The organism is Aminobacter sp. P4_D5 (assembly GCF_056401815.1).
Genome location: NZ_JBFUIP010000058.1, coordinates 1 through 13959 on the forward strand (window position 1 = coordinate 1; position 13959 = coordinate 13959).

12 protein-coding genes and 1 pseudogene are annotated in these 13959 nt (G+C 61.7%); 6 read left to right on the top strand and 7 right to left on the bottom strand.

All coding sequences use genetic code 11. The annotated features are described in order from the left end of the window. Positions 1 to 170: 170 nt before the first annotated feature. The 4 genes and pseudogenes from AC1DWF_RS14630 to AC1DWF_RS14645 all read right to left on the bottom strand — a co-directional run. A pseudogene (locus AC1DWF_RS14630) lies at positions 171 to 954 on the bottom strand (IS110 family RNA-guided transposase); the annotation flags it as partial. A 253-nt stretch (positions 955 to 1207) separates the two neighbouring features. Continuing rightward, positions 1208 to 1957, bottom strand: coding sequence for a GntR family transcriptional regulator (locus AC1DWF_RS14635; protein ID WP_476786394.1), 750 nt, complete (start codon positions 1955 to 1957; stop codon positions 1208 to 1210). A 96-nt stretch (positions 1958 to 2053) separates the two neighbouring features. Further along, positions 2054 to 3145, bottom strand: coding sequence for a Zn-dependent alcohol dehydrogenase (locus AC1DWF_RS14640; RefSeq protein WP_476786393.1), 1092 nt, complete (start codon positions 3143 to 3145; stop codon positions 2054 to 2056). Positions 3146 to 3168: 23 nt separating this feature from the next. Beyond that, entirely contained in the window at positions 3169 to 3966 is a 798-nt protein-coding gene (locus AC1DWF_RS14645) for an alpha/beta fold hydrolase (protein WP_476789265.1), read from the bottom strand. Positions 3967 to 4115: 149 nt separating this feature from the next. On the opposite strand from AC1DWF_RS14645, the gene AC1DWF_RS14650 reads away from it, so the two are divergent. The 6 genes from AC1DWF_RS14650 to AC1DWF_RS14675 all read left to right on the top strand — a co-directional run bounded on the left by AC1DWF_RS14650 (position 4116) and on the right by AC1DWF_RS14675 (position 11600). Continuing rightward, on the top strand, positions 4116 to 5369 hold the full coding sequence (locus AC1DWF_RS14650; protein WP_476789264.1) for a cytochrome P450: 1254 nt from the start codon (positions 4116 to 4118) through the stop codon (positions 5367 to 5369). Further along, positions 5366 to 6403 (top strand): 2Fe-2S iron-sulfur cluster-binding protein, encoded by a 1038-nt coding sequence (locus AC1DWF_RS14655; protein WP_476786792.1) that lies wholly within the window; start codon positions 5366 to 5368, stop codon positions 6401 to 6403. The genes AC1DWF_RS14650 and AC1DWF_RS14655 overlap by 4 nt, the downstream gene beginning before the upstream one ends. Before the next feature lie 97 nt (positions 6404 to 6500). Next, positions 6501 to 7934 carry an APC family permease gene (locus tag AC1DWF_RS14660; RefSeq protein ID WP_476789263.1) on the top strand — a complete coding sequence of 478 codons (1434 nt, stop codon included), beginning with the start codon at positions 6501 to 6503 and terminating at the stop codon, positions 7932 to 7934. Between the two features lie 96 nt (positions 7935 to 8030). Beyond that, on the top strand, positions 8031 to 9347 hold the full coding sequence (locus AC1DWF_RS14665) for a glutamine synthetase family protein (RefSeq protein ID WP_476789262.1): 1317 nt from the start codon (positions 8031 to 8033) through the stop codon (positions 9345 to 9347). A 135-nt stretch (positions 9348 to 9482) separates the two neighbouring features. Beyond that, positions 9483 to 10814, top strand: coding sequence for a tetratricopeptide repeat protein (locus AC1DWF_RS14670; RefSeq protein ID WP_476783548.1), 1332 nt, complete (start codon positions 9483 to 9485; stop codon positions 10812 to 10814). A 93-nt stretch (positions 10815 to 10907) separates the two neighbouring features. Continuing rightward, positions 10908 to 11600 carry a gamma-glutamyl-gamma-aminobutyrate hydrolase family protein gene (locus tag AC1DWF_RS14675; RefSeq protein WP_476841798.1) on the top strand — a complete coding sequence of 231 codons (693 nt, stop codon included), beginning with the start codon at positions 10908 to 10910 and terminating at the stop codon, positions 11598 to 11600. A gap of 58 nt (positions 11601 to 11658) precedes the next feature. Here AC1DWF_RS14675 and AC1DWF_RS14680 read toward each other — a convergent pair whose 3' ends face one another. From AC1DWF_RS14680 to acdA, 3 genes are all read right to left on the bottom strand, one after another. After that, positions 11659 to 12264: a YeiH family protein gene (locus AC1DWF_RS14680; RefSeq protein ID WP_476841794.1), complete on the bottom strand. Its 606-nt coding sequence runs from the start codon at positions 12262 to 12264 to the stop codon at positions 11659 to 11661. Then, positions 12234 to 12605, bottom strand: a complete 372-nt coding sequence (locus tag AC1DWF_RS14685; RefSeq protein WP_476783545.1) for a putative sulfate exporter family transporter — start codon at positions 12603 to 12605, stop codon at positions 12234 to 12236. Before AC1DWF_RS14685 ends, AC1DWF_RS14680 begins: the two co-directional genes overlap by 31 nt. Positions 12606 to 12762: 157 nt before the next feature. After that, a complete protein-coding gene (gene acdA, locus AC1DWF_RS14690; RefSeq protein ID WP_476783544.1) occupies positions 12763 to 13959 on the bottom strand; it encodes a 3-sulfinopropanoyl-CoA desulfinase in 1197 nt (398 codons plus the stop codon).

The following is a 13959-nucleotide window of genomic DNA, read 5'->3' on the forward strand; positions in this document are numbered from 1 at the left end:
TTCGCGGTCGAAAGAGATCGCCGCATGATGGAGCTTCGCGGGACGAGCCTTCAATGCGGACGACGCACTTTGCTGAGACAGCGGTGCAACCGCATCAGCGGAAATGGCTAGGCTCACTTCCCGACAGGGACGTTTCAGGCGTTCAGATGCTGAACGCTATCCGTAAGATCTCACGCCGCGGCTCCTGCATTTGGATCGAAGAACTCACCTGTCTTGAGCATCGCATGCATGATCACCGCCAGTTTGCGCGCCACAGCCACGGCGGCCTGTTTGAAGCCAATCCTCTCCCAGAGCATGAGACCCCATGTGCGCAGGTTGCTGCCGGTTGAGCTGTGCGTCAGAATGACTGACGCCGCCTCGTAGAGTAGGCTCCGCAAATGGCGGTCGCCGCGCCGGGATATATGGCCGTCATAGTCGACTTCCCCGGATTGGTAGCGCCGAGCGGTCAGGCCGACCCAAGCACCAACGGATCGGGACTTCCTGACGTTGTCCAGGTCCTCAATAGCTGCAGGGAAGGAGGTGGCGGTGATCGCTCCGACGCCGGGATCGACATGAGGATACGGCGACCTGGCTCTGGCGCGCCTCTCGGACGAGCTGACGGCCGAGTTCGGCGGCGCGGATGCGAATACTGCGCCAGGCTTCCAGCATCGGCAATACGATGGATGCAAGCCCATCCTGATCGACTAGAAGGCGTCGGACGTTCTTCTCGAAGGTGCTTCCCTTTCAGATCGGAACGACGAGACCGAAGGTTTTCATGACGCCGCGGGTCTGGTTGGAAAGCTCGGTGCTGATCCGAACCAGCTGGGTTCGCGTCGCGACCAGCGTGCTGTCAAATCCTCTTACCCGCACCTCGCGAAGGAAACTGACCTCCGCGAGTTGCGCCAAACCATCGGCGTCGTTCGCATCCGTCTTGTTCGCCGCCGTATCGAGCGCAGCCTTGGCATGGCGGGCGTTGCGACGATTGGACTGGATCGCGAAGTCAGTCTTTCAAGTGCACGGTGTGGATGCGGCGGCGCGGTTGTCGTTCGGTCGCGAACGTCCTACAAGGCTATCTGCGACGCTTGGACCAGGACCGTCTGTCTTCAAGATCCACCCGCGCCATCTTATTCCGGGACCACGCACCTAGTCCACGGCGTCTGCTGGCGATAGCTTATGCCGCGCATGCGGGCGACACCGCCTAGCAGCGCTCGGACATCATCGCCGACATTCACGAAGAGCTTGACGACATGGAATGATCCGCCACGCCAGGTGTCGGAGGATTCGCTGCTTTATCCCTGCCGTCGCGTCTTCCCGTTGCGCTCATCGCGTTCAGCTGCAGGTCGAGTCCCTGGGCAATATGCTCGCGCATTGCCCGGGCCGCCACGTCGCCGTTGCCGCTGTGGACAGCATCCAGCAGGTCAAGATGCGCACGAAGCGACTCCGCCAAGGCGCTGCCACTCATGGTCGAGGCGAACACATGGAAAGAGATGCTTCGGTTCCACATCAGGTCGAACATCTCTAGCAGGTAGCGGTTTCCGGTTTGCATGACAAAGGTTCGGTGAATGGCCTTGTTGGCCTCATAATATTCGGCAGCGGTGGTGACTTGGCGCGCCTCTTCTATCCGGATCACCTCGGCAATCCTTTCAAAGGCAGCCTCATCCTTGGCCTCGGCCAAGAGACGCGCGCTGTAGCCTTCGATCGACTGGCGAGCGGAATAGATCTCGCGCGCATCCTCATCGGAAATCAACCGTAGCGCAAAACCGCCGCGACCAGCAGTTACCAGCACACCCTCTTGTTCCAGGCGCAACAGCGCCTCACGCACCGGGGTGCGACTAATCTGGAACTCGGCGGCGAGCTTCTCTTGAACGATCCTATCGGAGGGCGCAATGATCCCGCCAGTTATCGCCATCAGGATTTGGCGGTGGACCTCGTCTGCGAGCCGCTGGTTGTGCACGATAATTGGCTTAAACTCTGCCAACGAAGGCCCTTTCTTGAATTGGACAACGAAGTGCTCCGCCCACCTTTAGGTTTGCACTATTGCCATATGCGGGCAAGATTTCTGTGCGGCAAGTCGTCAGCCGTGGAAATCGATGACAGTGCGGATGCCGTTACCGCGCTTCATGGCCTCGAACCCTTCGTTGATGCCGGCAAGCGGGATGCGCGCGGTGATCATATCGTCCAGGTTGAGCCGCCCGTCGAGGTAAAGCCGCACCAGCCGCGGCACGTCGGTGCGAAACTGGTTGGAACCCATGTCGCAGCCCATCACACGGCGTTCGGCGATGAAGTGGGCGAAAGGCAGGTCTATCCGCGCGCCGTCGCCCATTAGGCCGACCATTACTGTCGTGCCGCCCTTGCGGGTCATGAGGAAGGATTGCTCCACTAGCTTCGGCGTTCCGACAGCCTCATAGGCCACATGCACACCCTTGTTGTCGGTAAGCGCCCGCACCTCAGCCACCACATCGCGCCCGGTGGGGTTGATCGAGGCGGTTGCGCCGAAACGGAGGGCGGTTTCCAGCCGGTCGTCATTGATGTCGATGGCGATCACATCCATCGCACCGGCAATGCGCGCGCTTTGCAGAATCGACAGCCCGACCGCTCCGCAGCCAACCACCGCTACGGACTGACCGGCCTGAACCTTTGCCGTATGCACCACCGCGCCAAAGCCGGTGGTCACGCCACAACCAATCAGCGCAGCGCGGTCAAGCGGCATAGCCTTGTCGATCTTCACGATGGCGTTTTCGTGCACGAGGATTCGCTCGGCAAAGGCCGAGAGATTCATGAACTGGGTGACAGCTTGGCCAACTGATGACAGGCGCGAGGGCTCTTCCTTCGTCCGCACCAGATGATCGCCATCCTCGCAGATCGAGGGTCGGCCCGAGAGGCAGAATTCGCAGCCGCCGCAAAAGGCCGAGAGGCAGCCGACAACATGGTCGCCTCGCGCGAAGGCAGAGACCCCCGCGCCCACGGCCAACACGACGCCGGCCGTCTCATGGCCAAGGATCGCCGGCACCGGCACTGGCAAATGGCCTTGCATGAAATGCAGGTCGGTGTGGCAAAGCCCCGTGGCTGCGACCTCCACCAGAACCTCCCTGAAACCGGGATTGGCGTGACTGACGGTCTCGATCTCGAGCGGTGCGCCGAAGGTGCGCAGGACTGCGGCTTTCATTGAAAATCCCTTGGCTGAAAGGCTCAGCGGTGGCGACTCAGGAATGCTGTGAGGGCGGTGTTGACGGCAGGTGCGTTTTCGACATTCGACAGATGCCCCGCACCGGGGATCACCAGCATCTCGGCACTACCGATGCGCGCGGCGATCTCGGCCGAATAGGAAGGTGGCGTTTCCCCGTCCTTCTCGCCGACCAGTACCAATGTGGGCGTTGAGATGCGCGGCAGGTCTGCCAGCCCGTCATGCCCGCCGATAAGCCGGGTGCACAAGGCAAGCCCTTCGGGACGGGCGCGCGCCATAGCTCCGACGCCCGCAGCGCGGATCGCCTCGGGCGTGTCGGGCGCCATGATGGCGCGAACCATTCCATCGGCGAACTCGTGCACTGCGATGCCGCTGGCGAGCTGCGCGAGGATCGGTTCGATGAACTCTTCGGGCTGGATGGACGAGCCAAACGCGAATTTTGGCGAACTGTCCATGATTGTCAGGCTCGCAGCCATGTTCGGGTGGCGCGCGCCGAACGACTGCAGGATCATTCCACCCACCGACAGCCCCACAAGGTGCGTTCGCTCGACCTGCAGCTTCTCGCGCAGGAACTGGGCAAGAAGGTCGGCCATCTCGGTCATCGGAGTGGTTTCGGAGATCGCTGCCGAGCCGCCGTAACCGGGCATGTCCCAGGCGATGCAGCGATGCGTCCCGCGCAAGGTCTCGATCTGCGGCCGCCAGGAATCCGCCGATCCAGCCATGCTGTGCAGGAACACCACAGGGCTGCCGAAGCCTGCTTCGACATAGCACGGCAGGTCGATGCCGCGCTTGAATGTGGGCATGAAAGTCTCTTCTCGACAGCTCGTTTTCTGGACCAAAAGTTCCCCCGCCCTCTCCGCAACGAGGTATTGAATACTGAATTCAGTGCTGCTAAGCAATGGAAATGTGGCCGCCAGGGAGGAATTGGACGGCTGCGGCACAGGGAGGAATCATGCAGCACCGGCAAACACTTGCTTGGGACTTGTCCAATCCGGCGCAGTTCGATGCCGGCATTCCCCAGGCAGCTTTCGCGCAATTGCGTGCCATGAAGGGGCTGGCGTGGAATCCGATTGATGGCTCGGAAACGGATGGTTTCTGGTCGGTCGGCCGGTTTGACGATGTTGTTGCAGTGTCGCGCGATACCGAGCTGTTCAGCTCGGCGGTGGGTCACATCCAGATCTATTCGATCGACGACGACGCCCTGGAGGCGCGAGCCTCGATGATCGACATGGATCCACCGATGCATAGCCGCCTCCGGCGGCTCGTGAACCCCGGTTTCATTCCCCGTGCGATTCAGCGCTACATCCCCACGGTGCGCAAGCGGGCGGCCGACCTGTTGGGCGCCATGCAGGCGCAAGGCGGCGGTGACTGGGTCGGGGGGCTGTCGAAACCGATCCCGATCGGCATCATCTGCGACATGCTTGGCGTGCCCGAGGCCGACCGAGACCTGATGATCGAATTGACGGACCATCTGGTCGCCGGCACATCGGCCGAACCGCTGGATCCGCATGCCTATGGCAACACCACGCCGCTGCGGCTTTTGCCCTTCAACAGCCCGGCCGCCCACGCGCTGAGCGAATATGCCCGCAAACTGGGTGAGGAGCGCCGCGCCGCGCCTCAGGACGACCTGGTTTCGCAGTTGGTCTCGACCGAGATCGACGGCGAGCGGCTGACCGACAACGAGTACACCAATTTCTTCCGACTGCTGATCTTTGCCGGCAACGAGACGACGCGCACGGCTATGTCGCATCTGGCATTGCTGATCGCTAGGCATCCCGATCAGTTCGAGGTGCTGCGCCACAATCGCGACCTCGTGTCAAATGCGGTCGAGGAGGTCGTGCGCTATTCTTCGCCCATCCTATACTTCCGCCGCACCGCCACCCGCGATACTGAACTGTCAGGCACGCCGATCAAACGCGGCGACAAGGTGGTGATGTGGTATGCCTCGGCCAATTTCGACGAGACACGCTTCTCCGATGCGCTTCGTTTTGATGTGACGCGGCCCAAGCTGCCCATTCATGCCGGGTTCGGCGGCGGTGGCGTGCATACTTGCCTGGGGGCGGGACTGGCGCGACTGGAACTGATCGAGCTTGTCAACGAAATCCTCGACCGCAATCTGAAGATTGAGATTGTGGGCGAACCGGAATATGTGCAGACGAACTTCGTCAACGGCGTCGAGCACCTGCATGTGCGGCTTTCGGCATGACCGGCAAGTTTCACGCCTACACTGTCCTGTCGCGGCAGGAAGAAGCCGTTGACATCTCGTCTTTCTGGCTGCGTCCCGAGGGCGCCGTGACAGCGCGCGGTGGCGAGCATCTGATCGTCGAGGCGCTTGTTGGCGATGGTAGCTATGCGTTGCGGCGAGAGTACTCCGTTTCCGGGCTTTCCGACGGAGCGCTCCGGCTGACGGTCAAGCGCGAGCGCGCACCCAAGGGGCAGCCCACTCTCCCGCCCGGATATGTCTCAAGCTGGCTGCTCGATGAGGTGAAGCCGGGCGATGTCCTGCGCGCTTCGGCGCCGCGCGGCGAGTTTCGCTTGCGCGAAGGCTCTGAGAAGCCGGTACTCCTGTTCAGTTGCGGGGTGGGCATCACGCCGATGATGCTGCTGGCCAAGGAATTGGCAGGCTCGGGTCGGCGTGTGGCCTTTGTGCATGTCTGCCGCGATGGCGCGCATCATGTATTTGGACTGGAGATCCGCGCGCTGGCGGCGCAGGCGGCGAATATGAGCGTGCATATTTGCTACAAGCACGGCACCTCCGATTGTGCCGGTTGCGACAGCACGGGCGACCTAAACCGTGATCGACTGGCAGCGCTTCTGCCCGGGGCCGGTTGTGAGGTTTATCTCTGTGGGCCGGGCGCCTTCATGCAACGCGCTTATGACATGGCGCTGGACCTGGGCGTTAGGGCCGAAGATATTCGCTACGAGCTTTTTGGGCCCTCTTCCGACTTCACCCCGCGCCATGCCCCAAGCATCAGCAAGAGCGACGGCCCACGCGTCACGTTCACCAAGTCCGGGATTTCGGCGCGCTGGTCCGGTGATGCCCCCTCGCTTCTGGATTTTGCCGAGGAGCAGGGCCTCTATCCCGATTATTCCTGCCGCGCCGGTAGCTGCGAAAGCTGCAAGACGCGCGTGTTGAGGGGCGATTTCCACTATCCGGTCGAGCCGTTCGAGCGACCCGGCGAGGGGTATGTGCTGCTCTGCTGCGCACAACCGACGTCCGATCTGGTGCTGGAGGTCTGATGCGCGCTGGAGCAAGAGCCAGCACGTAACTATGCCTTCGTCGTGTCTGGAGGGACGCGGCGGAAGAGGCGAATGAAACCATAAGGGAGGGAAGTTCATGTCTATTCTGGAGGCGGGCAGCGGGCAGCTGCGCAAAGATGCCATGGGCGTCTGGCACATCGTCTTTTTCGTCGTCGCAGCCGCCGCGCCACTGGCGGTGGTGGTGGGCGTTTCGCCTTATGCTTTCGCTGCCGGAAATGGCACGGGTGTTCCGCTGACCTTCATTCTGGTGGGCGCGATGTATCTGCTGTTCAGCGTCGGGTTCACCACGATGAGCGCCCATATCGGCGGGGCGGTGTCCTTTTACCCCTACATCGCCAAAGGTCTCGGCAAGCCCATGGGCGTGGGCGGCGCGCTGATCTCAATCGCGTCCTACATCGCGGTCCAGCTCATGGCGATGACGCTGTTCGGCATCTTCTCAAATGCAATCGTCTCGCAGTACACCGGGCTCGACATTCCCTGGTGGGTCTATTGCCTCATGCTCAACGTAGGGGTCTATCTCTGCGGCATGCGCAAGATCGAGTTTTCGGGCCGCGTGCTGGGCGTGTTCATGATCGCCGAGGTGCTGGTCTTGTCCCTGCTTGGCATCGCCATTCTGGTCAACGGCGGGGGTCCGGAGGGCATCACTCTGGCGCCGTTCGGGTTCAGTGCGGTGAACTCAGGTAACCTGAGCCTTGCGTTGGTGTTCATCGTCTCGGCGTTCATCGGCTTCGAGGCCACCACGATCTTCGGCGAGGAGGCTCGCGAACCGCGCAAGACCATCCCCATCGCGACCTATCTGGCTGTCGCCATCATCGCGGTCTTCTACGCGTTTTCGACTTGGGCCATCGCGCTTGATTACGGGCCTGCGAACATCGTTGCGGCGGCAGAGGCAAATTTCACCGGGCTTTATCAGGTCTCGATGGAAAAGCATCTCGGCAGCTTTTCCGGTGTGGTGCTGCAAGTCTTGATGATCACCAGCCTCTTTGCCTGCGTCCTGTCTTTCCACAATACGATCAACCGCTATTTCTTCGTGATCGCGCGTGAAGGGCTTTTGAACGCCAAGATGGCCGCGACCCATGCCGAACATCAGTCGCCACAGGCCGCCGGCATCGTGCAAATGATCATGGTGGCTGCGATCGTACTGGGGTTCGCCCTGGCCGGGCTGAAGCCGGAAGTGATTGTCGGCCTGTGCTCGGCCTTCACGGCTATTGGCATCTTGATGATCCAGTGTGTGGTCTCAGTTTCGGTGATCGCGTTTTTCAGCAAGGATCATCGCGGCGTGAATGCCTGGCGGCGGCAAGTCGCCCCGGCGCTATCGACGATCGCCCTGGCGTCTTGCCTCTACCTCATGGCCAGCCATCTCGCGCTGGTCAGTGGCTCGGAATCGATCTTCGTCCAGGCCTATCCGATCATCATCGCCGGGATCGGCGTGATTGGCATCCTGTTTGCCCGCTGGCTGAGGACCGCCCGACCCCAGACATACGCGAATCTTGGCCGCGTATTCAATTGACGTCAAAGGACCACGCCGCCGGAGCCTCGACCTCCGGCGGCCGCAGCAACCAGAAAATTAGGGAGCGGCGGCCGGCAGGTCGCCAATGAAGCAGCGATGAGCAATCAAGCAAGCAATCACAGCAAGCCCGTCTTCGACCTGCCCCCGGGCACTCATACCGTGTCGTTCGGATTCGGCGACATGAACGGCATCATGCGCGGCAAGCGCATTCCGGCGGCGCATTGGCCGGCAGCCTGCGAGAACGGCATCGCGATCATCGGCGCGATGTTTGCGATGGACATGACCTGCGACATCTGGGAAACGCCGTTCTGCGGCTTCGACAACGGCTATCCGGACATTCACATGTTTCCGCTGGCCGCCCCGGTCGCCTGCCCCTGGGAAGAAGGCGTGGCGATCTGCCTCGCCTATACCGAAGGCATGGATCACAAGCCGGTTCCGGTCGACCCGCGCAATGTGCTCAAGCGCCAGGTCGAGCGCGCCAAGGCTATGGGCTTTGACGTGCTGGTCGGCACCGAGCTTGAATTCTACCTGGTCGACCCGGAAACCAAATTGCCGAAAGTAAAAGACAATCAGGTCTACGGCATCAATCGTTCGGCCGAGCTGGAACACGTCCTTGGCCCGATCCGCAATCATTTGACGGCCATCGGCATTCCGATCGAACAATCAAACCCCGAATATGCGGCCGGACAGGTCGAAGTGAACATCCGCTATGACGAGGCGCTCATCGGGGCCGACCGGGTGATCCTGTTCCGCAACATGATCAAAGACATTGCGCGGCGCGCAGGATATCTGGCCACCTTCATGGCCAAGCCCTTCATCGACCAATCGGGATCTGGCTTCCATACCCATTATTCGTTGTGGAAAGACGGCAAGAACGCCTTCGCCAACGACGGCACCATCAACAAGCTGGGCCTGTCGTTTCTCGCGGGAATGCAAGCGCGGATGGCCGAGATGTCCTTGGCTGTCTCAACGACGCCCAACGCCTATCGCCGCCGCGTACCGGGCTTGTTCTGCCCGATCAACACCGCCTGGGGCTTCGACAACAGAACCGTGGCGTTGCGGATCATCGAGGGCAAGGACAGTGCGGTGCGGATCGAAAAGCGGGACGGGGCGGCCGACTGCAACCCCTACTACCTGCTCGCCTGCGAGCTGGCCGCTGGCCTCGATGGCATCGAGCAGGGCCTGTCGCCCAAGGGCGAGCCGACCACAGGCGACGCCTCGAAGCGGACCGATGCCGATCCGGTGCCCACCACCATCGACAAGGCGATCGAATTGGCCAAGGCTTCGGCCTTCATGCACAGGGTGATGGGCGACGGTATGGCGATCCTGATCCAGCAGGCCGAGCGTGAGCGAGACTTCGTCTATCGGCAAGTCACACCGGTCGAACGCGACCGCTACATGGGCAACCTCTGACAAGACCCTGCGCAGGTTCTGGCCTGCGCAGACAGCCCAATCGAACCCTCGCGGGCACTTGGAGCGGGGTGGGCCGAAGCGATCAAACTGGAAATGCCTTGGCGCATCTGCTGGCCCGGGCCGAGGAGTTGAACGATGGGTCTGATCGACGGTTTTGGCGCAGCCGTGTCGCATGGCAACAGGGCATCGGTTGACGCCTTTCATGCTGCGGCGGTGCGAATGCTGGGCTATGCGCCCGATCCCGGCGCGATGATCGCGGCGGTGCTGGCGGAGGACCCTGATTTCATCATGGGACGCTGCTTCCAGGCGGGGCTGCTTCTCACCGCCTCAGACAAGCGTTACCAGGCAGCTCTTGCGCGTGAATTTGCGGTGCTCGAGCGTCTCGCGCCGCAAGCCAACGAGCGCGAGCTTGGTCATATCAAGGCGATCAAGCTTTGGCTTTCCGGCGATTTCTATGCCGCCTCGCAGGCCTATGCCAACATTCTGCTCGACTGCCCGCGCGACCTGTGCGCGCTGCAGTTCGGCCACCAGACCGATTTCCTGCTGGGCACTGCGAGTTCCACACGCGACCGCCCCGCGCGGATCATGCGTCATTGGAGCGAGGCCGACCCGGAATACTCCTACATCCTTGGAATGCTGGCTTTCGGGCTTGAGGAATCGGGCCATTATCCCCAGGCCGAAGAGATGGCCTTGCGCTGCGTCGCACTGAATCCGTTGGATACATGGGGCGTGCACGGGTTGGCGCACTGCTACGAGATGCAGGGCAAGACCGAGCTTGGCATCTCATTCATGGAGCGCTGCGAGGAGAACTGGGCGGGCGAGAACTATCTTTCGATCCACAACCGCTGGCACCTCAATCTCTATCACCTGGAGAACTGCGATTTCGACAAGGCGCTGGCGATCCACGACCGCTACATGACGGTCACCAGGGATTCGGCGCTGATGGATATGCATGACAGCGCCGCGATGCTGTGGCGGCTGGCGATGGACGGAGTGGATTGTGGCGACCGCTGGACCCCCGTGGCCGAACGCTACACCGAAGTAATCGACCAGGCCTATATCGCTTTCAACGACATGCACGCGATGATGGCTTTTGCCGCGACAGGCCTCGAGGCCGAAGCGCAGGCGCTGATTGCCGCCATGGAGGCCAATGCCGAAGGGCCAAGTACCAGTTCCATCGTCATCCGCACCGCAGGGCTTTCGATCGTGAAGGGGTTTCACGCTTTCGGTCGGCAGGACTATGCGACTGCCAAAACACTCATCTCCAAGGCGCGGCATTCGGCGCATCTGTTCGGAGGCTCGATCGCGCAGCGCGACGTCATCAACCTGACATTGATGGAAGCCGCGATCCGCTCCGGTGACCGGGCGATGGTTGAAGGTCTGATTGCCGAGCGCAGCCTAATGAAGCCCGAAAGCCCGCTGACAGACTTCTTCCGCAAGCGCGGTTCGGAAGCCGCTACGCACTGACCAGCCGCCTAGCCGGCGGAACCGGCCACATCGGTCGTTGGCATCGTCCACACTCCAAAGGAGGATTTCACCATGCGAACTTGCATCGGCGTCATGTCCTGTTCATGCGATTTCCGGGGCGAGCCGGGCGTGTATCTGCCTAGCCGCTATGTGAGCAGAATCTCGGAGCAGCTCGACGCCGACATTCTTGTGATTCCGCCCATCCCCACAGCGGCTCGGGCAGTGTCTGTCCTGGCGAAGCTCGATGGTATCATCCTTACCGGCAGTCCGTCGAACATCGAGCCGGCACGGTATGGCGCAAGCGCCGGCGCCGGCCCGTTCGACCCTTCACGCGATCACGTTGCCCTCGATCTCATCCTGGAGGCCAAGGCCCGCCGGCTTCCCGTGCTGGGGATTTGCCGAGGCCTGCAGGAGATCAATGTCGCCCTGGGCGGCACGCTGCAAGACGGGCTTGGTGCCGAGGACCGGATGTTGCTCCATCACGCCCCGATCGACACCGATGGCCCGGGCCAGTTTTCCTGGAGCCATTCGCTGGATGTCGCGCCGGACGGCCTGCTTCACCGGGAGCTCGGAACCGGAGTCGTGGAGATCAATTCCATCCACTACCAGGGCATTGCGACGCTTGGAGAAGGCCTTCGCATCGAGGCCCTGGCACCGGATGGTGTCGTGGAAGCGGTCGCGGCTAACGACTACCCGATCTTCGCCGTGCAATGGCATCCCGAGATGAGTGTCGAGAGCCGTGTGTCGCAGGCTGTCTTTTCGATCTTCGGTCGAATGCTCGGCTGAGCTGGGACTTTCGGAATCGGCCGCAGGGGCAGCAGTTGTGAATGGACTGGACTTGTTGTCAGGCGAGGGTGGAAAGGACGATTGCGGCGAAGGTTGCGATCCACACGGTTTCCGCCACAATGATCGCCATCGCCCGGGGGCCGACCTCGAAGAAATTCTTCAGCGAAGTTTTCATGCCGAGCCCGGTTATGGCTATCACCAACGCCCATCGCGACGCATCGGCCAGGGCTGTTGAAGCCTGCGCTGGAATCAGGCCGACACTGTTGATGATCACCAGCAATACGAAGCCGATCAGGAAAAGCGGAAATCTGGCGCGCGTACCCGGTCCCGAACGGGACATGAGAAGGGTGATGCTGGCGACCACGGGCACCAGCATGGCGACGCGCAACAGCTTGACGATGGTTGCCGTGTCGCCGGCCTCCTGCGAGATCGAGTAGCCGGCGCCGACCACCTGGGCGACATCGTGTACGGTCGCCCCGATGAAGATGCCGGACAKCCTGTCATCGAAGCCAAAGAATGAAGCCAGGACAGGATAGGCGATCATGGCGACCGTACTCAACGCGGTCACGGCGACAACAGTGAAAATCGTGTCGCGTTCGGATATGCCGCGTTCTCCCTTGCGCAGGACGGATGTCAGCGCCAGCGCCGCAAATGCCGACCGCACCGCCGGTCAGAATGCCGAAGGCGGCCGGGCGGCCGAAAAAAACGGCCGAGGCCGAGGCCCAGCAGGATGGTTGTCGCCAGACCCCCGATCGCCAGAAAGATCGGGAGTGGTCCGAGCGCCAGCATATCCGAAAGCGTGATGCAAGCTCCAAGCAGCGCCACACCGATCCGCAGAACCGGCCGGGAAGCCAAGGCCACACCGGGAATGAACTTTCCAGCCGGATCAATGAAGTTGAACGCCATTCCCAACGACAAGGCGAACAGCATGACGGGCGCGCCATAGTGAGTGCTCAGAAAGGTCGCTGCCATTGCGACCGTCAGGCAAAGCACCATGCCGGGCATGATTTCGCGCGCGCCCTAGGGCGTCAGAAAACGCGGCCAGACCAAAGTCGTCATTGCCGTCCGGCTCCCCCGAAATAGGCTCCAGGATCGAGGCTGGGCTCCATGGGTCTTGCCTTCCTTGTTCTGTGGGGGTTGTTCAGGCCAGCCGGATCGGCTTTCACGCCTTTTCCGCAAGGTCGCGATAACCGTCGCGCGACTGCGGCAGCTTCATTTCGAGAACTGCCGAGGCGACCTGATTGCGCAGCATCTGCGCCGTGCCGCCGCCTATCGTGAACATGCGCGCATCACGAGCCATGCGTTCCATGGGCAAATTGCGCGAATAACCCATCGCGCCATGGATCTGCAGCGCATCGTTGGCAACCTTGATCGCCGTCTCGGATGCAAGGATCTTGGCCTGGGCAGCTTCCTGCATGCTGGGAAAGCCCGTCCCGGCATTTATCGCCGCCTTGTAGATAAGCGCCTGCGAGGCGGCGAGGCCGATCGACATATCCGCAAGCATCCACTGCAGCCCCTGGAACTCGGCAATCGGTCGACCGAATTGCTCGCGCGCCTTGGCGTAGTCGCGGGCGATCTCGAAGGCACCTTGGGCGATCCCGTGGGCCACGGTCGCAGCACCGACGCGCTGGGCGTTGTAAGCGCTCATCAAGGCGGCGAAGCCACGGCGGAAGCCATGAGGCGGACGCACGACCATGGCTTCGGGCAACTCGAGATCCTCGAAATGCAGATGGGTCTCGGGAATGCCGCGCAGGCCCATGGCCGGCTCGCGCTTGCCAACCCGCAAGCCTTGCGATTCTCCACGAATGGCGATGAACCCGCCAATGCCCTGTTCCTCGCCGTTTTCGATAACGCGGGCAAAGATCAGGTGCACCTTGGAGACGCCGCCTCCGGTGATCCAGTGCTTTTCGCCGTTGAGGATGTAGCGGTCGCCTTTCTTGACCGCTGTCGTAGTCATCTCTGTTGCCGCACTGCCTGCCCCTGGCTCGGTGATGCAGATTGCCGGTTTGTCGCCCGCAAGAACGTAAGGCGCGACCTGCTTCTTTTGGTCGTCAGTACCGTAGGCCATGATCGCGCCGATGCCGCCCATGTTGGCCTCGACCACGATGCGTCCGGTGACCCCGCAGGTCCGGGCCATCTGCTCGATCACCAGGACAGCATCCAGATAGGTCAGCCCTCGACCGCCATATTCCTTCGGGATCGTCATGCCCATGAAACCGGCCTTCGTCAGCTTCTCGATGTTGTCCCAAGGATACTCTTCGGTGCGATCGACTTCCGCCGCGCGCGCGCGCACATGGCCTTCGGCGAGATCGCGCGCTTGGTCCTTAAGCAGCTTTTGGGCGGGGCTGAGCTGAAACAT

Coding starts and splice junctions, on each gene's coding strand:
- AC1DWF_RS14640 (WP_476786393.1), bottom strand. CDS start 3,145: ATGAAAGCCGCAGTCCTGCGCACCTTCGGCGCACCGCTCGAGATCGAG.
- AC1DWF_RS14645 (WP_476789265.1), bottom strand. CDS start 3,966: ATGCCCACATTCAAGCGCGGCATCGACCTGCCGTGCTATGTCGAAGCA.
- AC1DWF_RS14650 (WP_476789264.1), top strand. CDS start 4,116: ATGCAGCACCGGCAAACACTTGCTTGGGACTTGTCCAATCCGGCGCAG.
- AC1DWF_RS14655 (WP_476786792.1), top strand. CDS start 5,366: ATGACCGGCAAGTTTCACGCCTACACTGTCCTGTCGCGGCAGGAAGAA.
- AC1DWF_RS14660 (WP_476789263.1), top strand. CDS start 6,501: ATGTCTATTCTGGAGGCGGGCAGCGGGCAGCTGCGCAAAGATGCCATG.
- AC1DWF_RS14665 (WP_476789262.1), top strand. CDS start 8,031: ATGAGCAATCAAGCAAGCAATCACAGCAAGCCCGTCTTCGACCTGCCC.
- AC1DWF_RS14670 (WP_476783548.1), top strand. CDS start 9,483: ATGGGTCTGATCGACGGTTTTGGCGCAGCCGTGTCGCATGGCAACAGG.
- AC1DWF_RS14675 (WP_476841798.1), top strand. CDS start 10,908: ATGTCCTGTTCATGCGATTTCCGGGGCGAGCCGGGCGTGTATCTGCCT.
- AC1DWF_RS14685 (WP_476783545.1), bottom strand. CDS start 12,605: ATGCCCGGCATGGTGCTTTGCCTGACGGTCGCAATGGCAGCGACCTTT.
- acdA (WP_476783544.1), bottom strand. CDS start 13,959: ATGTTTCAGCTCAGCCCCGCCCAAAAGCTGCTTAAGGACCAAGCGCGC.